A 24,946-nucleotide genomic window follows, 5' to 3' on the forward strand; every position below is an offset into this window, starting at 1 on the left:
GAGAGGACATGGCACAGATCGATTTCCGAAAAAAAATAAACTGGCATCGTCGTTACCGTTCACCGCAGGGCGTGAAATCTGAGCATGAGATCCTGCGCATTTTCGAAAGCGACCGTGGACGCATTATCAATTCTCCGGCTATTCGCCGACTGCAGCAAAAAACCCAGGTCTTTCCGTTGGAGCGTAACGCGGCGGTGCGTACGCGCCTGACGCACTCGATGGAAGTTCAGCAGGTAGGGCGTTATATCGCCAAAGAGATCCTCAGCCGACTGAAAGAGCAAAAGCTGTTGGAGCAGTACGGCCTGGATGAGTTGACCGGTCCCTTTGAAAGCATCGTCGAAATGTCCTGCCTGATGCATGACATCGGCAATCCGCCGTTTGGTCATTTTGGCGAGGCAGCGATTAATGACTGGTTTCGCCAGCGACTCTATCCGGCTGACGCTGAAAGTCAGCCGTTAAGCGACGATCGCTGCCTGGTGTCTGCGTTACGTTTGCGTGAAGGTGAAGAGTTGCTCAATGATATTCGCCGCAAGGTACGTCAGGACCTGTGCCATTTTGAAGGCAATGCGCAGGGCATTCGGCTGGTGCATACTCTGATGCGCATGAACCTGACCTGGTCGCAGGTGGGGGGAATTTTAAAATATACGCGCCCGGCATGGTGGCGTGGAGGTACGCCGGCGACGCATAACTATTTAATGAAGAAACCGGGCTATTACCTTTCCGAGGAACCGTATATTGAGCGGTTACGTAAAGAATTATCCTTAGCACCTTACAGTCGCTTTCCATTAACCTGGATTATGGAAGCAGCGGACGATATCTCTTATTGTGTGGCTGATCTGGAGGATGCTGTTGAGAAAAGAATCTTCAGCGTCGAGCAGCTTTACCACCATCTGTATGAGGCGTGGGGGCATCATGAAAAAGGTTCCCTGTTTAGTCAGGTTGTTGAGAACGCCTGGGAAAAATCTCGTTCAAATACATTAAGCCGCAGTACTGAAGATCAGTTCTTTATGTATTTACGCGTTAATACGCTGAATAAGCTGGTACCGTACGCCGCTCAGCGTTTTATTGATAATTTGCCGCAAATTTTTGAGGGGAGTTTTAATCACGCTTTATTAGAAGATGCCAGTAGCTTCAGTCAGTTGCTAGGGGTATATAAAAATGTAGCGGTAAAACATGTGTTTAGTCATCCAGATGTGGAACAGCTGGAATTGCAAGGCTATCGGGTTATCAGTGGGCTTCTGGAAATCTACCAACCACTGCTAAAAATGTCATTATCCGACTTTAGCGGACTGGTTGAACACGAAAGATTAAAACAGTTCCCTATCGAATCACGATTATTTCAAAAGTTGTCTACCCGCCATCGTCTTGCTTATGTTGAGGCGGTCAGTAAAATATTGCCGGGTAGTGCCGAGTTCCCGGTCATGGAATATTATTACCGCTGCCGTTTAATTCAGGATTATATCAGCGGGATGACTGACTTGTATGCCTGGGATGAATATAGACGGCTGATGGCGGTAGAACAATAAATACTCATTTGTAAAGACGGACAATAAAATTTTACTTTTTCCTTAAACTTCATTCTGGAACTTAGCGCTATAAAACGACTCTGAGGTATACAGCAATTTTGCGTGACCTGTTAATCGAGAACGAAACACATGAAAAAAACCACATTAGCAATGAGTGCACTGGCTCTGAGTTTAGGTTTGGCGTTGTCCCCCCTGTCTGCAACGGCGGCTGAGACAGCGTCTTCAGCGACAACAGCCCAACAGATGCCAAGCCTGGCCCCGATGCTCGAAAAAGTGATGCCATCGGTGGTGAGTATTAATGTCGAGGGGAGCACGACGGTCAATACGCCGCGTATGCCGCGTAATTTCCAGCAGTTCTTTGGTGATAACTCTCCGTTCTGCCAGGACGGTTCTCCGTTCCAGAGCTCACCGTTCTGCCAGGGCGGTGCTCCGGGCGCTGACAACGGCGGTGGCCAGCAGCAGAAATTTATGGCGCTGGGGTCTGGCGTCATCATTGATGCCGCGAAAGGGTATGTTGTGACCAACAACCACGTGGTCGATAATGCCACGGTGATCAAGGTTCAACTGAGCGATGGGCGTAAGTTTGACGCAAAAATCGTCGGAAAAGATCCGCGCTCTGATATCGCGTTGATTCAAATTCAGGATCCGAAAAATCTGACGGCAATTAAGCTGGCAGATTCTGATGCGCTGCGCGTGGGTGATTACACTGTAGCGATTGGTAACCCGTTTGGCCTCGGTGAAACGGTGACATCAGGTATCGTTTCTGCACTGGGGCGTAGTGGCCTGAATGCCGAAAACTACGAGAACTTTATCCAGACGGATGCGGCGATCAACCGCGGTAACTCTGGCGGTGCGCTGGTTAACCTGAATGGTGAGTTGATCGGGATTAACACCGCGATCCTCGCGCCGGACGGTGGCAACATCGGGATCGGTTTTGCTATCCCAAGCAACATGGTGAAAAACCTGACTTCGCAGATGGTTGAGTTCGGCCAGGTTAAACGCGGTGAGCTGGGTATTATGGGGACTGAGCTGAGCTCTGAGCTGGCGAAAGCGATGAAAGTGGATGCCCAGCGTGGGGCATTCGTCAGCCAGGTTATGCCGAACTCTTCTGCAGCGAAAGCCGGTATCAAAGCCGGGGACGTGATTACCTCCCTGAACGGTAAACCAATCAGCAGCTTCGCTGCCCTGCGTGCGCAGGTCGGCACCATGCCAGTGGGTAGCAAAATTAACCTTGGCCTGCTGCGCGACGGTAAGCCGGTAACGGTGAACCTGGAACTGCAGCAGAGCAGCCAGACTCAGGTTGATTCCAGCTCTATCTTCAAAGGCATTGAAGGTGCGGATATGAGTAACAAAGGCCAGGACAAAGGTGTCGTGGTAAGCGATGTGAAACCGAATTCGCCGGCGGCACAGATTGGCCTGAAGAAAGGGGATGTCATCATTGGTGCTAACCAGCAACCGGTGAAAAACATCGCGGAACTGCGCAAAATTCTCGACAGTAAACCGGCTGTTCTGGCGCTGAACATTCAGCGTGGTGACAGCTCTATCTATCTGTTGATGCAATAATCCCTCTGAACCCCTTCCCATATCAGGGAAGGGGTTTCTTTTTGTGATACCTACCACAACTCCATACTTCTCTCTTCTGCTTTGTGCATTTGCACAATGTCGCAGCCTGTTTTCTTCCCTATGCTTGAGCACTGCTCACAGGAGGGCTTTATGGCTGGCTGGCATCTCGATACCAAAATGGCGCAGGATATTGTGGCGCGCACGATGCGCATCATTGATACCAATATCAACGTAATGGATGCCCGTGGGCGGATAATCGGCAGTGGCGATCGCGAACGTATTGGTGAATTGCACGAAGGGGCACTGCTGGTGCTCTCACAGGGCCGGGTAGTCGATATTGATGATGCGGTAGCGCGACATTTGCACGGCGTGCGTCAGGGGATAAACCTGCCGCTGCGGCTTGAAGGCGAAATCGTTGGCGTTATTGGCTTAACCGGTGAGCCGGAGCATTTGCGTAAATACGGTGAACTGGTGTGTATGACCGCCGAAATGATGCTGGAGCAGTCGCGTTTGATGCATCTGCTCGCTCAGGACAGTCGTCTGCGCGAAGAACTGGTGATGAACCTGATTCAGGCTGAAGAAAACACCCCGGCGCTGGTGGAATGGGCGCAGAGGCTGGGTATAGATCTGAACCAGCCGCGCGTGGTAGCGGTGGTGGAGGTCGACAGCGGTCAGCTTGGTGTAGACAGTGCCATGGCTGAACTACAGCAATTACAAAATGCGTTGACGACACCAGAACGAAATAACCTGATTGCGATTGTTTCACTGACTGAGATGGTAGTTCTGAAACCGGCGCTCAATCAGTTTGGCCGCTGGGATGCAGAAGATCATCGCAAGCGTGTTGAACAGTTGATCGCCCGTATGAAAGAGAACGGACAACTACGCTTTCGCGTATCGCTGGGCAACTATTTTACCGGGCCGGGCAGCATTGCCCGTTCGTATCGCACCGCACGTACAACCATGATGGTCGGCAAGCAGCGCATGCCGGAAAGCCGTAGCTATTTTTACCAGGATTTAATGTTGCCAGTGCTGCTGGACAGCCTGCGCGGCGGCTGGCAGGCTAATGAGCTGGCCCGTCCGCTGGTTCGGCTGAAAGCGATGGATAACAACGGCTTGCTGCGTCGGACTTTAGCGGCGTGGTTTCGGCATAACGTTCAGCCGCTGGCGACCTCAAAAGCGTTGTTTATCCACCGTAATACGCTGGAATATCGCCTGAACCGAATTTCAGAGCTAACCGGGCTGGATTTGGGGAATTTTGACGACCGACTGTTGTTGTATGTGGCGTTGCAACTGGATGAACAGCATTAATTCCTTGCCTGATGACACTACACATATCAGGCAAAATGCCGGGGGGCGGCTTCGCCTTACCCGGCCTACGAATACATTCACATGCGGTTACTTACGCGTCAGTTTTTCCAGATCGGCTTCAATTTCGCTGATCTTATTAGTCACGACGCTTTCCAGATGACGTAAATCATCGAGGATCTTGCGTTTAAGATCGACTTCACTGCGATCGCGCTGGCAGATCTGATCCAGTTCGTCGATCACATAGCGCAGGTTTGGACTGATCTCCTGCACTTCTTTGTAGCCCTGACCGACGCCATCGGCGACAACCGTTTTACGCTGACGGGGATATTTGAACTTCACGCTCTTGGCAAAAAACTCACCTTTATCCTTTTGGAAATAGATTTTCAGGATATCGTTGTTGGCTTCTTGCCGCAGGCTGTAACGATCGATCTCTTCAGGATTAGTAATGCCCAGACTTTTCAGATTGTCATACATAGCGGTACCCTTAAGCTCACTATAACCATTGAATAATTAACGAAAAGCCTTGTTTATGCCACTCGCAGATGTAAAAAAAGCGGGCTAAGCCCGCTTTTTCAAATTGCTGTTAGTCGATGGTACGTAACAGTTCGTTGATACCCACTTTGCCACGCGTTTTAGCGTCGACTTTCTTCACGATCACCGCGCAGTACAGGCTGTATTTGCCATCTTTCGACGGCAGGTTGCCGGAGACAACCACAGAGCCCGCCGGAACGCGGCCATAATGCACTTCGCCGGTTTCACGATCGTAAATACGGGTGCTCTGACCAATGTACACGCCCATAGAGATAACAGAGCCTTCTTCGACGATCACGCCTTCAACCACTTCAGAGCGCGCGCCGATGAAGCAGTTGTCCTCGATGATGGTCGGGTTAGCCTGTAACGGCTCCAGTACGCCACCGATGCCAACGCCGCCGGACAGGTGAACGTTTTTACCAATTTGCGCGCAGGAACCCACGGTCGCCCAGGTATCAACCATCGTACCTTCATCAACATAAGCGCCGATGTTCACGTAAGAGGGCATTAATACGGTGTTACGCGCGATAAACGCGCCCTGACGTACAGCCGCTGGCGGAACCACGCGGAAACCTTCTTTCTGGAAGCGAGCTTCATCGTAGTCGGCGAATTTCATCGGCACTTTATCGAAGTAACGGCTTTCCGCACCCTCGATAACCTGATTATCGTTAATACGGAAAGAGAGCAGGACCGCCTTTTTCAGCCACTGATGCGTGACCCACTGACCCTCAATCTTTTCTGCGACGCGCAGTGCACCGGAATCCAGTAAAGCAATAACCTGATTCACCGCTTCGCGGGTTACGGTATCTACATTTGCCGGAGTGATGTCGGCACGACGCTCAAAAGCGGACTCAATAACGTTCTGTAACTGCTGCATTGTTAAACTCTTTCCATAATAAATAAAAACATTACCCTTTATCGTTTGGATTGAGGGCCTCTGTCAACCGTTGATGTACTTCCTGCTGCAGCTCATTATTAAGGGCACGCCGGTCGGCGGTGGCGATTATGAATAAATCTTCTACTCGCTCGCCAATGGTTGTAATTCGGGCGCCATGCAGCGAAATTCCCAGATCGGCAAAAATCTGCCCCACCCGCGCCAGCAGTCCAGGCTGGTCGAGAGCGATAAGCTCAAGGAATGATTTACGGTCGGTATGGGTCGGCAGGAAAGTGACCTCGGTATCGACGGTAAAGTGGCGTAATTTTGCCGGTTGACGACGCGGCTGCGGCGGTTGCCAGCTGCGCTGCGTGATGGCCTGTTCCAGTCCAAAACGGATCGCTTCGTGCCTGTCTGACGACAGCGGACTGCCGTCCGGCTCCAGAACGATGAACGTATCCATCGCCATGCCATCACGGGTGGTGAAAATCTGTGCATCGTGAACGCTAAGATTACGTCTGTCCAGTTCGGCGCAGACGGCGGCGAACAGGTAAGGGCGGTCCGGGCTCCAGATGAAAATCTCCGTTCCGCCTCGCGTTGCCTGCGGGCTGAGTAAAATTAGTGGTTTACTGAGATCGTGCTGCAGCAGATGACGCGCATGCCAGGCCAGTTGATTTGGGCTGTGGCGCACGAAATAGTTGGCGCGACAGCGCGACCAGATATGGTGCAGCGCTTCTTCGTCAATGTTGTCCATTCGCAGTAGTGCCAGCGCCTGCAGTTGATGATGGCGCACACGCTCGCGCATATCCGGCGTGTTTTGCATTCCACGACGCAGCTGTTTTTCCGTGGCGAAGTATAATTCGCGCAACAGGCTTTGCTTCCAGCTATTCCACAGTGTTTCGTTAGTAGCGCAAATATCTGCGACGGTCAGGCACACTAAAAAGCGCAGACGATGTTCCGTTTGTACTTCTTCAGCGAATTGCTTGATCACCTCCGGATCCTGTATATCACGGCGCTGAGCGGTCACCGACATTAGCAGATGCTGGCGCACCAGCCACATGACCAGATTCGTTTCACGCGAGTTGAGTCCGTGTAATTCGGCGAACTTGAGTACGTCCTGAGCCCCCAGAATAGAGTGATCGCCGCCACGTCCTTTGGCGATATCGTGGAACAGCGCAGCAATCAGAATGAGTTCTGGTTGACGCAGGCGCGGCCACAGATCCACACACAGCGGATGGCGCGGGCGAGTCTCTTCCCTGGCAAAACTTTCCAGCTTGAGCATTACGCGGATGGTGTGCTCATCCACCGTATAAGCATGAAACAGGTCAAACTGCATTTGACCGACAATGTGTGACCACTGCGGCATATAGGCCCATAACACGCTGTGGCGATGCATTGGCAACAGGCCGCGACTCACTGCACCCGGATGGCGCAACATGCTGAGAAATAGCGAGCGCGCTTCCGGAATGTAGCACAGCGGTTGAGTTAAATGACGGCGGGCATGACGCAAATGACGCAGTGTGGTGGAGTAAATTCCGGTGATCGCGCTATTGCGTACCATGATGTAAAACATCCGCAAAATAGCCTCGGGCTCGCGGATAAACAGGTCGTCATTGCGCAGGTCAATCAATGTGCCACGCAACTGAAAGTCGTCATCAATTGGGCGCGGTTTTTCATCAGCCGGCATGGCGAGGATCGCCTCGTCAAACAGCTGGAGCAGCATGTGGTTCAGTTCACTCACTCGTCGCGTTACCCGGAAATAGTCTTTCATCATCCGCTCGATCGGCTCATTGCCTTCACCGCCATAATTGAGGCGTTGAGCCACGCTGAGCTGTCGATCAAACAGCAGACGATTATCGTAACGGTTCACGATCAGATGCAATGCAAAGCGAATGCGCCACAGAATATGCAAACATTCATTCAGTTCGGCGCGCTCCGCCAGCGTCAGGAAGCCGAAGCCGACCATCTCATCCAGCGACGTGGCACCAAAATGACGGCGGGCGACCCATTGCAGGGTGTGGATGTCGCGCAGTCCACCTGGACTGCTTTTGATATCCGGCTCCAGGTTGTAGCTGGTGCCGTGATAGCGCTGATGGCGTTGATTCTGTTCTTCCACTTTGGCAGCGTAAAATTTATCGGACGGCCAGAAACCTTCGCTAAAAATATGCTTTTGTAGCTCCAGAAACAGCGCCACGTCGCCAATCAGCAGGCGTGTTTCTATCAGGTTGGTGGCGACGGTTAAATCCGATAGCCCCTCCAGCAGACACTCTTCCAGCGTCCGCACGCTGTGCCCAACCTCTAGCCTCACGTCCCATAGCAGCGTTAACAGCTCGCCGACTTTTTCGGCCTGTGCGTCAGGGAGCTTTTTACGACTCAGGATCAGTAGGTCAATATCGGAAAGGGGATGCAGTTCGCCGCGTCCGTAACCGCCAACAGCAACCAGCGCCAGATCGGCAATCTGACCGAAACCGGCTTCAATCCACAGACGCTGAAGTAACTGGTCAATAAACTCGGTGCGGGCCTCAATGAGTTGCTCTGCGGAGATCCCGCTGTCAAACGCTTCGCCTAACCAGTGCTGGAAAGCGTCGATATGCGCTTTAATGCCGGGGCAGTTGAGGTCGTGCTGTGGCCATGTCCCTGGGTTTTGCGGTTGGCCAGGCAGGGTGGGGAGGGCAGTATTTGCGTGCTGTTCAGGAAGAGTATTCATTGTGCGCCACCCATAAAAAAGCCGGATGACAGCGCTAGCGCCTTATCCGGCCTACGAAGTAGTGCAAATTGTAGGCCTGATAAGATGCAGGGGCATCGCCATCAGGCAAAACATTATTCGCCGTGTGTGATGATCGCCGGGATGGTGTCATCCGTGCGTAACGTCAGAATTTCACAGCCGTTTTCCGTCACCACAATAGTATGCTCGTACTGAGCAGACAAGCTCCGGTCTTTGGTTTTCACCGTCCAGCCGTCTTTCATGGTGCGGATACGGTAATCACCGGCATTCAGCATCGGTTCTACGGTGAAGGTCATGCCCGGCTGCAGTACCACACCGCCGTCGTCCGCATCGTAATGCAGAACCTGCGGTTCTTCATGGAAGCCGCGACCAATGCCGTGACCGCAGTATTCACGGACCACAGAGAAACCTTCGCCTTCCGCGTATTTCTGAATTGCAGCGCCCAGGGTACGCAGGCGAATACCTGGTTTTACCATGCGCAGCGCCAGGTACAGGCTTTCCTGCGTGACGCGGCACAGACGCTCGCCAAGAATGGTCGGTTTCCCGACGATAAACATTTTGGACGTATCGCCGTGGTATTCGTCTTTAATCACTGTGACGTCAATGTTGACGATATCGCCGTCTTTCAGGAGCTTGGCATCGTCCGGGATCCCGTGGCACACGACTTCATTAATAGAGATGCACACGGATTTCGGATAACCGTGATAGCCCAGGCATGCGGAAATGGCCTGCTGTTCATTCACGATGTAGTCGTTACAGATGCGATCCAGCTCGCCGGTGCTGACGCCCGGTTTAACAAACGGTGCGATCATTTCCAGTACATCAGCGGCCAGGCGGCCTGCGACGCGCATTTTTTCGATTTCTTCAGGGGTCTTGATTGAGATAGCCATGAATTCTGTCCATCAGTGCCGATGATATCGGCAATAATTGTTTAAGTGCTGCCAATGGTATCAGTCCCGCATACATGCTGCCAAATTGAGAATCATTCTAAACTTCGCCTTTCGTGCCACAGGTGCGTTGGCTGTATTTTTTCACTCCAGTCACTTACTACATGTAAGCTCCTGGAGATTCAAAAATTTGCCGCCTTCCTGTAACACGAAATTCATCGTTCATTCAGCACACAGTACCAACAATTATTGGTGTCGACGGCGTATTTGTGGTATAAAGCGCGCCGGACTTCCGTTCTATTCGCAGACTACACACGATGGACGGGAGCGACAAATCTCACTTTGTGTAACAACACACACGTATCGACACATATTCCGGGGTGCCCTTAAGGGTCGGTAATATGGGATGCGTGGAGGCTTAACCCCAACTTTTATATATAGAGGTTTTAATCATGGCAACTGTTTCCATGCGCGACATGCTCAAGGCTGGTGTTCACTTCGGTCACCAGACCCGTTACTGGAACCCGAAAATGAAGCCGTTCATCTTCGGTGCGCGTAACAAAGTTCACATCATCAACCTTGAGAAAACTGTACCGATGTTCAACGAAGCTCTGGCTGAACTGAACAAGATCTCTGCTCGTAAAGGTAAAATCCTTTTCGTTGGTACTAAACGCGCTGCAAGCGAAGCGGTGAAAGACGCTGCTAACAGCTGCGACCAGTTCTTCGTGAACCATCGCTGGCTGGGCGGTATGCTGACTAACTGGAAAACCGTTCGTCAGTCCATCAAACGTCTGAAAGATCTGGAAACTCAGTCTCAGGACGGTACTTTCGAAAAGCTGACCAAGAAAGAAGCGCTGATGCGCACCCGTGAGCTTGAGAAACTGGAAAACAGCCTGGGCGGTATCAAAGACATGGGCGGCCTGCCGGACGCTCTGTTCGTAATCGATGCTGACCACGAGCACATTGCTATCAAAGAAGCAAACAACCTGGGTATCCCGGTATTTGCTATCGTTGATACCAACTCTGATCCGGACGGTGTTGACTTCGTTATCCCGGGTAACGACGACGCAATCCGTGCTGTGACCCTGTACCTGGGCGCTGTAGCTACTACCGTTCGTGAAGGCCGTTCTCAGGATCTGGCTTCCCAGGCGGAAGAAAGCTTCGTAGAAGCTGAATAATAAGGCACGCTCGTTAGAGCGACCCCTTATATATCCTAGGTAATTCGAGTTGCTGGAAGGCGTTGACGCAACGAATCCCCCGGAGCTTACGTCAGTAAGTGACTGGGGTGAGTAAGGAAAACAACGCACCAGCAGCTTGAAGAATGACGGATATAGGCCAGGTAGTATCACGTTTGGTTAGGGGGCCTGTATATGGCCCCCTTTTTCACTTTTAAATCTGTGCGGTTTCATGCCGGGCAGATCAAATCTTCCGAGGATTTTAGAATGGCTGAAATTACCGCATCCCTGGTAAAAGAGCTGCGTGAGCGTACTGGCGCAGGCATGATGGATTGCAAAAAAGCACTGACTGAAGCTAATGGCGACATCGAGCTGGCAATCGAAAACATGCGTAAGTCCGGTGCTATTAAAGCAGCGAAAAAAGCAGGCAACGTTGCTGCTGACGGCGTAATCAAAACCAAAATCGACGGCAATATCGCTTTCATTCTGGAAGTTAACTGCCAGACTGACTTCGTTGCTAAAGATGCTGGTTTCCAGGCATTTGCTGACAAAGTACTGGACGCTGCTGTTGCTGGCAAAATCACTGACGTTGAAGTTCTGAAAGCACAGTTCGAAGAAGAACGTGTTGCTCTGGTTGCTAAAATCGGTGAGAACATCAACATCCGTCGCGTGGCTTCCCTGGAAGGCGAAGTACTGGGTAGCTACCAGCACGGTGCGCGTATCGGTGTTCTGGTTGCTGCAACTGGCGCTGATGAAGAACTGGTTAAACAGCTGGCAATGCACATTGCTGCAAGCAAACCAGAATTCGTTAAGCCGGAAGACGTTTCTGCTGAAGTAGTAGAAAAAGAATACCAGGTTCAGCTGGATATCGCGATGCAGTCTGGCAAGCCGAAAGAAATCGCAGAGAAAATGGTTGAAGGCCGCATGAAGAAATTCACCGGCGAAGTTTCTCTGACTGGTCAGCCTTTCGTTATGGAACCGAGCAAATCTGTTGCTCAGCTGCTGAAAGAGCACAACGCTGACGTAACTGGTTTCATCCGCTTCGAAGTGGGTGAAGGCATCGAGAAAGTTGAGACTGACTTTGCAGCAGAAGTTGCTGCGATGTCCAAGCAGTCTTAATTTTAAAAGGAGCCGCCTGAGGGCGGCTTCTTTTTGCGCCCGACTTGTAAATTCAGCTAAGCGCTATAGTGGCAGGGCTGAAAAGCGACATACAATGTCGCTGGAATTAACTCATCTCATTCGTTGACAGTCTCAGGAAAGAAACATGGCTACCAATGCAAAACCCGTCTACAAACGTATTCTGCTTAAGTTAAGTGGCGAAGCTCTGCAAGGTTCAGAGGGCTTCGGTATTGATGCAAGCATACTTGACCGTATGGCTCAGGAAATCAAAGAGCTGGTCGAGCTGGGAATCCAGGTTGGCGTAGTGATCGGTGGTGGTAACCTGTTCCGTGGTGCTGGTCTGGCGAAAGCAGGGATGAACCGCGTCGTGGGCGACCACATGGGCATGTTAGCCACCGTAATGAACGGTCTGGCGATGCGCGATGCGCTTCACCGCGCCTATGTGAACGCTCGCCTGATGTCCGCTATCCCTCTGAACGGCGTGTGTGATAACTACAGCTGGGCGGAAGCGATCAGCCTGTTGCGTAACAACCGCGTAGTTATTTTGTCCGCTGGTACAGGCAACCCGTTCTTCACCACTGACTCCGCAGCCTGCCTGCGTGGTATTGAAATTGAAGCGGATGTGGTTCTGAAAGCCACTAAAGTTGATGGTGTGTTTACCGCCGATCCAGCTAAAGATCCAACAGCAACCATGTACGAACAGTTGACCTATGCTGAAGTACTGGATAAAGAACTGAAAGTGATGGATCTGGCTGCGTTCACGCTGGCTCGTGACCACAAATTACCGATTCGTGTCTTCAACATGAACAAACCGGGTGCGTTGCGCCGCGTTGTGATGGGTGAAAAAGAAGGCACGTTAATCACGGAATAATTCCCGTTGCGGCTAAATGCAGGTAATATTCCGCTTTAATGTCGCGGGATACGTCCCTCAAAATTAATCAAGACTATACTTGTCACATCTTGCGTGGTGGGTATGGTCTGACTGAAACAAGCTTTCAAGGATTCGTAACGTGATCAACGATATCAGAAAAGATGCTGAAGTACGCATGGACAAATGCGTCGAAGCATTCAAAAATCAAATCAGCAAAATTCGCACGGGTCGTGCTTCTCCCAGCCTGCTGGATGGCATTATCGTAGAATATTACGGCACGCCGACTCCGCTGCGCCAGCTGGCAAGCGTAACGGTTGAAGATTCCCGTACCTTGAAAATCAACGTGTTTGACCGTTCTATGGGTCCGGCTGTTGAGAAAGCGATTATGGCTTCTGACCTCGGTCTGAACCCAAGCTCAGCGGGTTCTGACATCCGCGTTCCGCTGCCACCGCTGACCGAAGAACGTCGTAAAGATCTGACCAAGATCGTACGTGGTGAAGCTGAAGGCGCGCGTGTTGCTGTGCGTAACGTACGCCGTGACGCCAACGACAAAGTGAAAGCGCTGCTGAAAGATAAAGAGATCAGCGAAGATGACGATCGCCGTTCTCAGGACGACGTACAGAAACTGACCGATGCTGCAATCAAGAAAGTTGATGCGGCGCTGGCAGAGAAAGAAGCGGAACTGATGCAGTTCTGATTCGCCTGTACGCTAAAAACGCCGCTTAGAAGGCCTGAGAAGGCTGGATAGCGGCGTTTTGCTTTTTTATCCTGTCTCAATTCTTCTGGATGTCTCATGAAGCAATTAACCATCCTGGGCTCAACCGGCTCTATTGGTTGCAGTACGCTCGATGTAGTACGCCATAACCCGGATAAATTTCGTGTTGCTGCGTTGGTAGCGGGTAAAAATGTCGCCCGTATGGTGGAGCAATGCCTTGAGTTTTCCCCCCGCTACGCGGTGATGGATGACGAAAAAAGTGCAGCGCTGGTGAAATCCGCATTGCGGGATCATGGAAGTCGCACCGAGGTTATGTGCGGGCAGCAGGCGGCCTGTGATATGGCCGCGCTGGATGATGTCGATCAGGTCATGGCGGCGATAGTTGGCGCGGCAGGTTTGTTGCCAACGCTTGCGGCAATCCGCGCAGGCAAAAACATTTTGCTGGCGAATAAAGAGTCTCTGGTAACCTGCGGACGTCTGTTTATGGACGACGTGAAACGGCATAAAGCGCAGCTTTTGCCGGTAGATAGCGAACATAACGCGATTTTTCAGAGTTTACCGCAACCTATCCAACACAATCTGGGATACGCTGACCTTGAGCAAAACGGCGTTGTGTCTGTTTTGCTTACCGGGTCTGGTGGCCCTTTCCGTGAAACGCCATTGCCCGATCTGGCTCTAATGACTCCCGATCAGGCATGTCGTCATCCGAATTGGTCGATGGGACGAAAAATCTCCGTCGATTCCGCCACCATGATGAATAAAGGTCTGGAATACATTGAAGCGCGTTGGTTGTTTAATGCCAGTGCAAGCCAGATGGAAGTGCTGATCCATCCACAGTCGGTTATTCACTCGATGGTCCGTTATCAGGATGGTAGCGTCCTGGCCCAGTTGGGTGAGCCTGATATGCGCACGCCTATCGCCCATACGATGGCATGGCCGGAACGTGTGAGCTCTGGGGTTAAGCCTGTCGATTTTTGCAAACTCAGTGCGTTGACGTTTTCCGCACCTGATTATCAGCGTTATCCGTGCCTGAAACTGGCGATGGACGCGTTTGAGCAAGGACAGGCTGCGACAACTGCGCTGAACGCCGCAAATGAGATTACCGTTGCTGCATTTTTGGCGCAGCAGATTCGATTTACGGATATCGCCGATCTCAATTTGTCCGTACTGGATAGGATGGATTTGCAGGAACCGCAGAGCGTTGAAGATGTGCTGAGGGTCGATGCCATCGCCAGAGACGTCGCGACAAAACAAGTGACACGACTCTCAAGCTGATGATAATCACTCTGTGAGGGATCGTGCTATTTGTTAGCGTTGGGCTTCAGTGATATAGTCTGCGCCACCTGATCGCAGGTATTTGCTTTTTTTCGATCGGGTAAGCCGTGGTTTGACACGGCTTTTTTGTGGATAGGCTTCAGTATTCCTGAGTACCGTATAATCCTTTCAGGGACTAAAAACGCGTTATGTTGTCTGCAACTAAACCATTAAGCGAGAACTTGCCAGCACATGGTTGTCGCCATGTCGCAATTATCATGGATGGCAATGGCCGCTGGGCGAAAAAGCAAGGGAAGATCCGCGCCTTTGGGCATAAGGCCGGAGCAAAATCCGTCCGCCGGGCTGTCTCTTTTGCTGCCAATAACGGTATTGACGCGTTAACGCTGTATGCCTTTAGCAGTGAGAACTGGAACCGACCAGCGCAGGAAGTCAGTGCGTTAATGGAATTGTTTGTGTGGGCACTTGATAGCGAAGTGAAAAACCTGCACCGCCATAACGTGCGTCTGCGTATTATTGGGGATATCAGTCGATTTAACACACGTTTGCAAGAACGGATTCGCAAGTCGGAAGCGCTTACCGCCCAGAATACCGGGTTAACGCTGAATATTGCCGCGAATTACGGTGGACGGTGGGATATTGTCCAGGGCGTCAGGCAACTGGCACAACAGGTGCAGGAAGGTCTGTTGCGTCCAGAGCAAATTGATGAAGAGATGCTTGGTCAGCAAGTGTGTATGCATGAGCTGGCTCCTGTGGATTTAGTGATAAGGACTGGGGGAGAGCATCGAATTAGTAATTTTTTGTTGTGGCAAATTGCCTATGCCGAACTTTACTTTACGGATGTTCTCTGGCCCGATTTCGATGAACAAGACTTTGAAGGTGCGCTACATGCCTTTGCTAATCGTGAGCGTCGTTTCGGCGGCACCGAGCCCGGTGATGAAAAAGCCTGATGGGGGTCGCTTTTGCTGAAGTATCGCCTGATTTCTGCTTTTGTTTTAATACCCGTTGTCATCGCGGCGTTGTTTTTGTTGCCGCCGGTGGGGTTCGCCATTGTTACGCTGGTCGTCTGTATGCTGGCCGCCTGGGAATGGGGACAGTTAAGCGGTTTTGCCACGCGTACACAGCGAGTTTGGTTGGCGGTTTTGTGCGGGCTATTGCTGGCACTGATGCTGTTTTTGCTGCCTGAGTATCATCATAATATTCACCAACCGCTGGTTGAAGTGTCGCTTTGGGCGTCGCTGGGCTGGTGGGCCGTGGCGCTATTACTGGTGTTGTTTTACCCCGGTTCAGCCTCGGTCTGGCGTAATTCCAAAACATTACGCATAATTTTCGGCGTGTTAACCATTGTTCCTTTCTTTTGGGGAATGCTGGCGCTACGTGCCTGGCACTATGATGAGAATCATTATAGTGGCGCGCTATGGCTGCTCTATGTCATGATCCTCGTTTGGGGAGCGGACTCTGGTGCCTATATGTTTGGTAAGATGTTTGGCAAACATAAACTGGCGCCGAAGGTTTCTCCTGGTAAAACCTGGCAGGGTTTTATTGGCGGACTTGCCACTGCAGCTGTAATCTCGTGGGGTTATGGTATGTGGGCGAATCTTGAAGTTGCGCCTGTCACCTTGCTCATTTGCTCCATCGTTGCAGCCCTGGCCTCCGTGCTGGGTGACCTGACCGAGAGTATGTTTAAGCGTGAAGCAGGTATTAAGGACAGTGGTCACTTAATCCCAGGACACGGTGGTATTCTGGATCGTATTGACAGCCTGACGGCTGCGGTGCCGGTCTTTGCTTGCCTGTTGTTACTGGTATTCAGGACGCTCTAACGGATGGTCTTATGCTGAGTATTCTCTGGAATCTGGCTGCATTCATCGTTGCACTTGGTGTACTTATCACCGTGCATGAATTTGGTCATTTCTGGGTTGCACGGCGCTGCGGAGTCCGCGTCGAGCGCTTTTCCATTGGCTTTGGAAAAGCGCTTTGGCGCCGTACCGATAAACAGGGTACGGAATACGTGATCGCCTTAATTCCCCTCGGCGGTTACGTCAAAATGCTGGATGAGCGCGCTGAGCCCGTTGTACCGGAGCTGCGCCACTATGCTTTCAACAATAAAACAGTTGGGCAGCGCGCGGCCATTATCGCTGCAGGCCCGATTGCAAATTTCCTCTTCGCTATTTTTGCCTACTGGCTGGTGTTTATCATCGGTGTCCCTGGCGTTCGTCCGGTTGTTGGTGAAATAACACCCAACTCGATTGCTGCCCAGGCGCAAATTCAGCCAGGTACGGAACTAAAAGCGGTTGATGGTATCGAAACCCCTGATTGGGATACCGTCCGATTGCAGCTGGTAGCCAAAATTGGTGATGAGCAGACTATCCTCAGCGTGGCACCGTTTGGTAGTAACCAGCGACAGGATAAAACGCTGGATTTGCGCCAATGGGCATTTGAGCCAGACAAACAGGACCCCGTCACGAGTTTGGGCATTCGTCCTCGTGGTCCGCAGATTGAACCTGTGCTGTCAGAAGTGCAGGTAAACTCCGCGGCAAGTAAGGCGGGTTTGCAAGCTGGCGACAGGATCGTTAAAGTCAATGGTCAGCCGCTGACGCAATGGATGACGTTCGTGACGTTGGTGCGCGATAATCCGGATAAGCCGTTAGCGCTAGATATTGAAAGACAAGGAAGTTCCTTGTCTTTAACGTTAACCCCAGATTCAAAAGAGGTTAACGGGAAGGCAGAAGGTTTTGCGGGCGTGGTGCCTAAAGTTATTCCTCTGCCTGATGAGTATAAGACTGTACGCCAGTATGGGCCATTCAGCGCCATCCTCGAAGCCTCGGATAAAACGTGGCAGTTGATGAAGCTAACGGTCAGTATGCTGGGAAAATTGATTACCGGTGATGTAAAACTGAACAACCTCAGTGGGCCGATTTCTATCGCCCAGGGGGCTGGGATGTCAGCGGAGTTCGGGGTTATTTATTACCTGATGTTCCTTGCGCTTATCAGCGTGAACTTAGGGATAATCAACCTGTTTCCGTTGCCCGTTCTTGACGGGGGGCATCTGCTGTTCCTGGCGATTGAAAAGCTGAAGGGCGGTCCGGTATCCGAGCGGGTTCAAGACTTTAGTTATCGCATTGGCTCTATCTTGCTGGTGTTGTTAATGGGGCTTGCACTTTTCAATGATTTCTCTCGGTTGTAAGAGAGTGTTAGGAAGAACGCATAATAACGATGGCGATGAAAAAGTTGCTCATAGCGTCGCTGCTGTTTAGCAGCGCCACCGTATACGGTGCTGAAGGGTTCGTAGTGAAGGACATTCATTTCGAAGGCCTACAGCGAGTCGCCGTTGGTGCGGCTCTCCTCAGTATGCCGGTGCGCACAGGCGACACGGTTAATGATGAAGATATCAGTAATACCATTCGTGCTCTGTTCGCCACCGGTAACTTTGAGGATGTCCGCGTCCTGCGCGATGGTGATACCCTTCTGGTTCAGGTAAAAGAACGTCCGACGATTGCCAGCATCACTTTCTCCGGTAACAAATCGGTGAAAGATGACATGCTGAAGCAAAACCTCGAGGCGTCTGGCGTACGTGTTGGCGAGTCTCTGGATCGCACAACGCTTGCCGATATCGAAAAAGGTCTGGAAGATTTCTACTATAGCGTCGGTAAATACAGCGCCAGTGTGAAAGCAGTGGTCACGCCGTTGCCGCGTAACCGCGTTGACCTCAAACTGGTCTTCCAGGAAGGCGTTTCGGCGAAGATCCAACAGATCAATATCGTCGGCAACCATGCCTTCACAACCGACGAGCTTATCTCTCACTTCCAACTGCGCGATGAAGTACCGTGGTGGAACGTGGTGGGCGATCGTAAATACCAGAAACAGAAACTGGCGGGAGACCTTGAAACCCTGCGCAGCTACTATCTGGATCGCGGTTATGCTCGCTTCAATATCGATTCCACGCAGGTTAGCCTGACGCCGGATAAAAAAGGTATCTACATCACCGTTAACATCACAGAAGGCGAGCAGTACAAGCTTTCTGGGGTCCAGGTGAGTGGTAATCTGGCCGGGCACTCTGCCGAAATTGAGACCCTGACGAAAATCGAACCGGGTGAACTCTATAACGGCACTAAAGTGACCAAAATGGAAGATGATATCAAGAAGCTACTGGGACGCTATGGTTATGCCTACCCGCGTGTACAGTCGCAGCCTGAAATCAACGATGCAGACAAAACCGTTAAATTGCGTGTAAACGTGGATGCGGGTAACCGTTTCTATGTGCGTAAGATCCGTTTTGAAGGTAACGACACCTCGAAAGATTCCGTGCTGCGTCGCGAAATGCGCCAGATGGAAGGTGCCTGGTTGGGCAGCGATCTGGTTGACCAGGGTAAAGAGCGTCTGAACCGTCTGGGTTACTTTGAAACTGTCGATACCGATACTCAACGTGTTCCGGGCAGTCCTGATCAGGTTGATGTGGTTTATAAGGTGAAAGAGCGCAACACCGGTAGCTTTAACTTCGGTGTGGGTTACGGCACTGAAAGTGGCGTGAGCTTCCAGGCGGGCGTTCAGCAGGATAACTGGTTAGGTACCGGTTATTCCGTCGGGATTAGCGGCACCAAAAACGACTATCAGACCTATACTGAGCTGTCTGTCACCAACCCGTACTTCACCGTCGATGGTGTGAGTCTCGGTGGCCGTGTCTTCTATAACGACTTCCAGGCGGATGATGCAGATCTGTCCGACTATACCAACAAAAGCTATGGTACGGACGTAACGCTGGGCTTCCCGGTCAACGAATACAACACGTTGCGTGCAGGCCTGGGTTATGTACATAACAAACTGTCCAACATGCAGCCGCAGATTGCGATGGATCGTTATCTTGAATCCATGGGTGAAGACAATACCAACAGCTTTGCCGCGGATGATTTCACCTTCAACTACGGTTGGACCTACAACAAGCTGGACCGTGGGTATTTCCCTACGGAAGGTACGCGTGTCAACCTGAACGGTAAAGTGACCATCCCGGGTTCTGATAACGAATACTATAAAGCGACGTTGGATACGGCGACCTATGTGCCGATCGATGACGACCACAAATGGGTGGTTTTGGGACGCACCAAGCTGGGTTATGGTGATGGCATTGGCGGCAAAGAGATGCCGTTCTATGAGAACTTCTACGCGGGTGGTTCCAGCACTGTACGTGGCTTCCAGTCAAACACCATTGGTCCAAAAGCAGTCTATTTGCCAGGTGCTAAATCGGATTCCAATTCGAGTAACTATGAAGAGTGCTCGAGAACTGACAATAAACCTTGTCAATCAGACGATGCAGTCGGCGGTAACGCCATGGCTGTAGCGAGCCTGGAATTTATCACACCTACGCCGTTTATCAGCGATAAATATGCTAACTCGGTCCGTACTTCCTTCTTCTGGGATATGGGTACCGTGTGGGATACGAACTGGCAGAATACCGCTGACACCCGTGCAGTTGGCGTGCCAGACTACAGCGATCCGAATAATATCCGTATGTCTGCGGGTATCGCGTTACAATGGATGTCCCCATTGGGGCCGTTGGTTTTCTCCTACGCCCAACCGTTCAAGAAGTACGATGGAGACAAAGCGGAACAGTTCCAGTTTAACATTGGTAAAACCTGGTAATTGTTCTTCGCAAAGGAATGTAGTGGTAGTGTAGCGCTGACTTTAGGCGATCTTGCATGGGATCGCCTGGCCACGCAAAGAACTGCACCTTCGGGTGCAAATGGGATGGTAAGGAGTTAATTGTGAAAAAGTGGTTATTAGCTGCAGGTCTCGGTTTAGCGATGGCAACGTCCGCACAGGCTGCTGACAAAATTGCAATCGTCAACATGGGTAGCCTGTTCCAACAGGTTGCACAGAAGACGGGTGTTTCTACTACGCTGGAAAATGAGTTCAAAGGCCGCGCCAGCGAACTGCAGCGTATGGAATCCGACCTGCAATCTAAAATGCAGCGTCTGCAATCAATGAAAGCAGGCAGCGACCGTACCAAGCTGGAAAAAGACGTAATGGCTCAGCGCCAGACTTTCTCTCAGAAAGCGCAGGCTTTCGAGCAGGATCGTCAACGTCGTTCTAACGAAGAACGCGGCAAGCTGGTTAATCGTATCCAGACAGCTGTGAAATCTGTTGCGAGCAGCCAGAGCATCGATCTGGTTGTTGACGCGAACACCGTTGCATACAACAGCAGCGATGTAAAAGACATCACCGCTGACGTACTGAAACAGGTTAAATAAGTAATGCCTTCAATTCGACTGGCTGATTTAGCAGAGCAGTTGGATGCAGAATTACACGGTGATGGCGATATCGTCATCACCGGCGTAGCGTCCATGCAATCTGCGCAAACTGGCAATATCACGTTCATGGTGAATCCAAAGTACCGTGAGCACCTGAGTGCATGCCAGGCTTCTGCCGTTGTGATGACGCAGGACTCCCTTCCATTTGCTAAGAGTGCTGTGCTGGTAGTGAAGAATCCCTACCTGACCTATGCACGAATGGCGCAAATTTTAGATACCACGCCTCAGCCTGCGCAAAACATTGCACCGAGTGCAGTAATCGATGCGACGGCGAAGTTGGGTAACAATGTTTCTGTGGGCGCGAATGCGGTCATTGAGTCTGGCGTAGAACTGGGCGATAACGTGGTTATCGGCGCAGGTTGCTTCGTTGGAAAAAACACAAAAATCGGCGCAGGTTCACGCTTGTGGGCGAATGTGACGATTTACCACGACATTCAGATCGGTGAAAATTGCCTGATCCAGTCCAGCACCGTTGTCGGATCCGACGGATTTGGTTACGCGAACGATCGCGGTAACTGGGTGAAGATCCCGCAGCTTGGTCGCGTGATTATTGGCGATCGTGTTGAGATTGGCGCATGTACCACCATTGACCGTGGTGCGCTGGACGATACCGTGATCGGTAATGGTGTTATCATTGATAACCAGTGCCAGATTGCGCATAACGTCGTGATTGGCGACAATACGGCTGTAGCCGGTGGCGTCATTATGGCGGGTAGCCTGAAGATTGGCCGTTACTGCATGATTGGCGGCGCCAGCGTGATTAATGGGCATATGGAAATATGCGACAAAGTCACGGTAACTGGCATGGGGATGGTGATGCGTCCTATCACTGAACCGGGCGTCTACTCCTCAGGCATTCCGCTACAACCCAACAAGGTATGGCGTAAAACAGCTGCACTGGTGATGAACATTGATGATATGAGCAAGCGCCTCAAAGCGATTGAGCGCAAGGTTAATCAACAAGACTAAAGCACCGTCTTTGCATGTCTGACTTTTCGGCCTGTCCCATTCATACGATTGCGACAGGCCGTGTTATTATTGCCTTTTAGTATATTTTGACAGGAAGAGTATTTTGACTACTAACACTCATACTCTGCATATTGAAGAGATTTTAGAACTTCTGCCGCACCGTTTTCCGTTTTTACTGGTAGACCGCGTGCTGGATTTTGAAGAAGGTCGTTTTCTGCGCGCAGTGAAAAATGTATCCGTTAACGAGCCTTTCTTTCAGGGCCACTTCCCGGGTAAACCGATTTTTCCTGGCGTGTTGATTCTGGAAGCGATGGCGCAGGCCACGGGTATTCTGGCGTTTAAAAGCGTAGGAAAACTGGAACCGGGCGAACTGTATTATTTCGCTGGTATTGATGAAGCACGCTTTAAGCGTCCCGTCGTGCCTGGCGATCAGATGATCATGGAAGTGACTTTCGAGAAAACGCGCCGCGGCCTGACCCGTTTCAAAGGGGTTGCACTGGTCGACGGTAAAGTTGTGTGCGAAGCAACGATGATGTGTGCCCGTAGCCGGGAGGCCTGATACGTGATTGATAAATCCGCCTTTATTCACCCAACAGCCATTGTCGAAGACGGCGCCAGCATTGGCGCTAATGCTCACATTGGCCCATTTTGTATTGTTGGACCCCATGTTGAAATTGGTGAGGGTACCGTACTGAAGTCTCACGTTGTCGTGAATGGCCATACAAAAATTGGTCGCGATAACGAGATTTATCAGTTTGCCTCCATCGGTGAAGTGAACCAGGACCTGAAATATGCTGGTGAACCGACCCGTGTGGAAATTGGCGATCGCAACCGCATTCGCGAAAGCGTCACCATTCATCGTGGCACAGTGCAAGGCGGTGGGTTGACGAAGGTGGGCAGCGATAACTTACTGATGATTAACGCACACGTTGCGCATGATTGTACGGTAGGTAACCGTTGCATTCTGGCGAATAACGCGACACTTGCCGGACATGTTTCGCTTGATGATTTTGTTATCATCGGCGGCATGACCGCGGTGCATCAGTTCTGCATTATTGGTGCACACGTGATGGTGGGTGGCTGCTCTGGCGTAGCCCAGGACGTCCCGCCATACGTTATCGCCCAGGGTAACCACGCGACGCCGTTTGGCGTCAATATCGAAGGTCTGAAGCGTCGCGGCTTCACCCGTGAAGCCATTACTGCGATCCGCAACGCCTATAAAGCGCTGTACCGCAGCGGTAAAACGCTTGAGGAAGTGAAACCGGAAATCGCCGAACTGGCGAAGCAGTACCCCGATGTTCAGGCTTTTAGTGACTTCTTTGAACGCTCAACGCGTGGTCTGATTCGTTAATGACTGAGCAGCGTCCTTTAACGATTGCCCTTGTCGCCGGAGAAACCTCCGGCGATATTCTTGGTGCCGGTTTAATTCGTGCACTCAAGGCCCGTGTTCCCAATGCGCGGTTTGTTGGCGTTGCGGGTCCATTGATGCAGGCGGAAGGTTGTGAAGCCTGGTACGAAATGGAAGAACTGGCAGTAATGGGCATTGTAGAAGTGCTCGGGCGCCTGCGCCGTTTACTGCATATCCGTGCCGATCTCACTCGCCGATTCACCGACCTTAAGCCGGATGTTTTCGTCGGGATTGATGCGCCTGATTTCAACATTACCCTCGAAGGCAACCTGAAATCGCAGGGCATAAAAACTATTCATTACGTCAGTCCTTCTGTGTGGGCCTGGCGACAGAAACGCGTTTTCAAAATAGGCAGATCCACCAATATGGTGCTGGCCTTTCTGCCTTTCGAAAAAGCGTTTTATGACAAATTTAACGTCCCGTGCCGCTTCATCGGCCACACTATGGCGGATGCTATGCCGCTGGATCCGGATAAAAACGCAGCGCGTGATGTGTTAGGCATTCCTCATGATGCTCACTGCCTGGCGCTTTTGCCTGGGAGTCGCGGTGCAGAAGTGGAGATGCTCAGCGCCGATTTTCTGAAAACGGCGCAGCTATTACGTCAGCATTATCCGGATCTCGAAGTCGTCGTGCCGTTGGTCAATGCCAAACGGCGCGAGCAATTTGAACGTATCAAGGCTGAGGTTGCCCCGGAACTTTCCGTGCATATGCTCAATGGAATGGGACGCGAAGCAATGGTCGCCAGTGATGCTGCGCTGTTGGCCTCTGGCACGGCTGCACTGGAATGTATGCTGGCGAAATGCCCGATGGTGGTTGGCTACCGTATGAAACCTTTCACTTTCTGGTTGGCAAAACGTCTGGTGAAGACTGATTACGTTTCGCTACCTAACCTGCTGGCGGGAAGAGAACTGGTTAAAGAGCTGTTGCAGGATGAATGTGAGCCGCAGGCGCTGGCGCACGCGTTGCTGCCTCTGTTGGCGAACGGTAAAACCAGCCATGCGATGCACGACACGTTCCGCGAATTGCACCAGCAGATCCGTTGCAATGCGGATGAGCAGGCGGCGGATGCAGTCCTGGAGTTAGCACAATGATTGAATTTGTTTATCCACATACGCATTTGGTAGCGGGTGTGGATGAAGTTGGACGTGGTCCATTGGTTGGCGCGGTAGTGACTGCCGCGGTCATTCTGGATCCGGCTCGTCCTATTATTGGTCTGAACGACTCAAAAAAACTGTCGGAAAAGCGTCGTCTGTCACTTTACGATGAAATCAAAGAAAAAGCGTTAAGCTGGAGTTTGGGTCGTGCGGAACCGCATGAAATCGACGAGCTGAACATTTTGCATGCCACCATGCTGGCGATGCAGCGTGCGGTTGCGGGTCTGCATATTGCGCCCGAATACGTGCTGATTGACGGCAATCGTTGCCCGGCATTACCGGTACCGTCGATGGCGGTGGTCAAAGGTGATAGCCGCGTGGCGGAGATTAGCGCTGCGTCGATACTGGCAAAAGTCACCCGTGACGCTGAAATGGCGGCCCTGGATACGGTTTTCCCGCAGTATGGCTTTGCACAGCACAAAGGTTATCCGACCGCTTTTCATCTGGAAAAGTTGGCACTGCATGGCGCAACAGAGCACCATCGCCGTAGTTTTGGCCCCGTCAAACGCGCACTGGGACTCACGTCCTGATTCTTGTGTCGAAGGAA

General features: G+C 51.5%; 22 protein-coding genes. 18 read left to right on the forward strand and 4 right to left on the reverse strand.

Going from position 1 to position 24,946, the window contains the following annotated elements:
• The first annotated feature begins 8 nt into the window (after window positions 1-8).
• The 3 genes from dgt to cdaR all read left to right on the forward strand — a co-directional run bounded on the left by dgt (window position 9) and on the right by cdaR (window position 4,397).
• The gene (dgt, locus tag OGY19_RS20960) at window positions 9-1,526 is read left to right on the forward strand and encodes a dGTPase (protein ID WP_115600948.1); all 1,518 of its coding nucleotides are present in this window, start codon (window positions 9-11) and stop codon (window positions 1,524-1,526) included.
• Window positions 1,527-1,655: 129 nt separating this feature from the next.
• On the forward strand, window positions 1,656-3,089 hold the full coding sequence (gene degP / locus OGY19_RS20965) for a serine endoprotease DegP (protein ID WP_005132129.1): 1,434 nt from the start codon (window positions 1,656-1,658) through the stop codon (window positions 3,087-3,089).
• Between the two features lie 150 nt (window positions 3,090-3,239).
• A complete protein-coding gene (cdaR, locus tag OGY19_RS20970) occupies window positions 3,240-4,397 on the forward strand; it encodes a DNA-binding transcriptional regulator CdaR (protein ID WP_005132128.1) in 1,158 nt (385 codons plus the stop codon).
• An 87-nt stretch (window positions 4,398-4,484) separates the two neighbouring features.
• On the opposite strand, the gene OGY19_RS20975 is transcribed toward cdaR, so the two are convergent.
• From OGY19_RS20975 to map, 4 genes are all read right to left on the reverse strand, one after another.
• Window positions 4,485-4,871: a DUF3461 family protein gene (locus OGY19_RS20975; protein ID WP_003018562.1), complete on the reverse strand. Its 387-nt coding sequence runs from the start codon at window positions 4,869-4,871 to the stop codon at window positions 4,485-4,487.
• Window positions 4,872-4,980: 109 nt separating this feature from the next.
• Entirely contained in the window at window positions 4,981-5,805 is an 825-nt protein-coding gene (dapD, locus tag OGY19_RS20980) for a 2,3,4,5-tetrahydropyridine-2,6-dicarboxylate N-succinyltransferase (RefSeq protein ID WP_061067276.1), read from the reverse strand.
• 31 nt (window positions 5,806-5,836) lie between these two features.
• Window positions 5,837-8,509 carry a bifunctional uridylyltransferase/uridylyl-removing protein GlnD gene (gene glnD / locus OGY19_RS20985; protein WP_048212649.1) on the reverse strand — a complete coding sequence of 891 codons (2,673 nt, stop codon included), beginning with the start codon at window positions 8,507-8,509 and terminating at the stop codon, window positions 5,837-5,839.
• Window positions 8,510-8,622: 113 nt separating this feature from the next.
• Window positions 8,623-9,417 (reverse strand): type I methionyl aminopeptidase, encoded by a 795-nt coding sequence (gene map / locus OGY19_RS20990; protein ID WP_048212648.1) that lies wholly within the window; start codon window positions 9,415-9,417, stop codon window positions 8,623-8,625.
• Between the two features lie 449 nt (window positions 9,418-9,866).
• On the opposite strand from map, the gene rpsB reads away from it, so the two are divergent.
• The 15 genes from rpsB (at window position 9,867) to rnhB (ending at window position 24,929) form a co-directional block, all read left to right on the forward strand.
• Window positions 9,867-10,592 (forward strand): 30S ribosomal protein S2, encoded by a 726-nt coding sequence (gene rpsB, locus OGY19_RS20995; protein ID WP_005132117.1) that lies wholly within the window; start codon window positions 9,867-9,869, stop codon window positions 10,590-10,592.
• A gap of 264 nt (window positions 10,593-10,856) precedes the next feature.
• Window positions 10,857-11,708 carry a translation elongation factor Ts gene (tsf, locus tag OGY19_RS21000; RefSeq protein WP_005132116.1) on the forward strand — a complete coding sequence of 284 codons (852 nt, stop codon included), beginning with the start codon at window positions 10,857-10,859 and terminating at the stop codon, window positions 11,706-11,708.
• 145 nt (window positions 11,709-11,853) lie between these two features.
• Window positions 11,854-12,579, forward strand: coding sequence for a UMP kinase (pyrH, locus tag OGY19_RS21005; RefSeq protein WP_005132114.1), 726 nt, complete (start codon window positions 11,854-11,856; stop codon window positions 12,577-12,579).
• Window positions 12,580-12,718: 139 nt separating this feature from the next.
• The gene (gene frr / locus OGY19_RS21010) at window positions 12,719-13,276 is read left to right on the forward strand and encodes a ribosome recycling factor (RefSeq protein WP_005132113.1); all 558 of its coding nucleotides are present in this window, start codon (window positions 12,719-12,721) and stop codon (window positions 13,274-13,276) included.
• 96 nt (window positions 13,277-13,372) lie between these two features.
• Window positions 13,373-14,569, forward strand: coding sequence for a 1-deoxy-D-xylulose-5-phosphate reductoisomerase (gene ispC, locus OGY19_RS21015; protein WP_048212647.1), 1,197 nt, complete (start codon window positions 13,373-13,375; stop codon window positions 14,567-14,569).
• 188 nt (window positions 14,570-14,757) lie between these two features.
• The gene (ispU, locus tag OGY19_RS21020; protein WP_040230029.1) at window positions 14,758-15,516 is read left to right on the forward strand and encodes a (2E,6E)-farnesyl-diphosphate-specific ditrans,polycis-undecaprenyl-diphosphate synthase; all 759 of its coding nucleotides are present in this window, start codon (window positions 14,758-14,760) and stop codon (window positions 15,514-15,516) included.
• 12 nt (window positions 15,517-15,528) lie between these two features.
• Window positions 15,529-16,386, forward strand: coding sequence for a phosphatidate cytidylyltransferase (gene cdsA / locus OGY19_RS21025; RefSeq protein WP_048212646.1), 858 nt, complete (start codon window positions 15,529-15,531; stop codon window positions 16,384-16,386).
• Window positions 16,387-16,397: 11 nt separating this feature from the next.
• Window positions 16,398-17,750, forward strand: coding sequence for a sigma E protease regulator RseP (gene rseP, locus OGY19_RS21030; RefSeq protein WP_061067278.1), 1,353 nt, complete (start codon window positions 16,398-16,400; stop codon window positions 17,748-17,750).
• A gap of 29 nt (window positions 17,751-17,779) precedes the next feature.
• Entirely contained in the window at window positions 17,780-20,200 is a 2,421-nt protein-coding gene (gene bamA / locus OGY19_RS21035; RefSeq protein ID WP_061067279.1) for an outer membrane protein assembly factor BamA, read from the forward strand.
• A 122-nt stretch (window positions 20,201-20,322) separates the two neighbouring features.
• Window positions 20,323-20,808, forward strand: a complete 486-nt coding sequence (gene skp, locus OGY19_RS21040) for a molecular chaperone Skp (RefSeq protein ID WP_005132103.1) — start codon at window positions 20,323-20,325, stop codon at window positions 20,806-20,808.
• A 3-nt stretch (window positions 20,809-20,811) separates the two neighbouring features.
• Window positions 20,812-21,837 carry a UDP-3-O-(3-hydroxymyristoyl)glucosamine N-acyltransferase gene (lpxD, locus tag OGY19_RS21045; RefSeq protein WP_040230032.1) on the forward strand — a complete coding sequence of 342 codons (1,026 nt, stop codon included), beginning with the start codon at window positions 20,812-20,814 and terminating at the stop codon, window positions 21,835-21,837.
• A 103-nt stretch (window positions 21,838-21,940) separates the two neighbouring features.
• A complete protein-coding gene (fabZ, locus tag OGY19_RS21050) occupies window positions 21,941-22,396 on the forward strand; it encodes a 3-hydroxyacyl-ACP dehydratase FabZ (RefSeq protein ID WP_003018528.1) in 456 nt (151 codons plus the stop codon).
• A 3-nt stretch (window positions 22,397-22,399) separates the two neighbouring features.
• Window positions 22,400-23,188 (forward strand): acyl-ACP--UDP-N-acetylglucosamine O-acyltransferase, encoded by a 789-nt coding sequence (lpxA, locus tag OGY19_RS21055; protein WP_005132096.1) that lies wholly within the window; start codon window positions 22,400-22,402, stop codon window positions 23,186-23,188.
• The gene (lpxB, locus tag OGY19_RS21060; RefSeq protein ID WP_061067280.1) at window positions 23,188-24,336 is read left to right on the forward strand and encodes a lipid-A-disaccharide synthase; all 1,149 of its coding nucleotides are present in this window, start codon (window positions 23,188-23,190) and stop codon (window positions 24,334-24,336) included. The genes lpxA and lpxB overlap by 1 nt, the downstream gene beginning before the upstream one ends.
• On the forward strand, window positions 24,333-24,929 hold the full coding sequence (gene rnhB, locus OGY19_RS21065; protein WP_101741416.1) for a ribonuclease HII: 597 nt from the start codon (window positions 24,333-24,335) through the stop codon (window positions 24,927-24,929). The genes lpxB and rnhB overlap by 4 nt, the downstream gene beginning before the upstream one ends.
• The last annotated feature ends 17 nt before the right edge of the window (window positions 24,930-24,946 follow it).

Source organism: Citrobacter sp. Cy070 (genome assembly GCF_030332245.1).
GTDB lineage: Bacteria > Pseudomonadota > Gammaproteobacteria > Enterobacterales > Enterobacteriaceae > Citrobacter > Citrobacter youngae.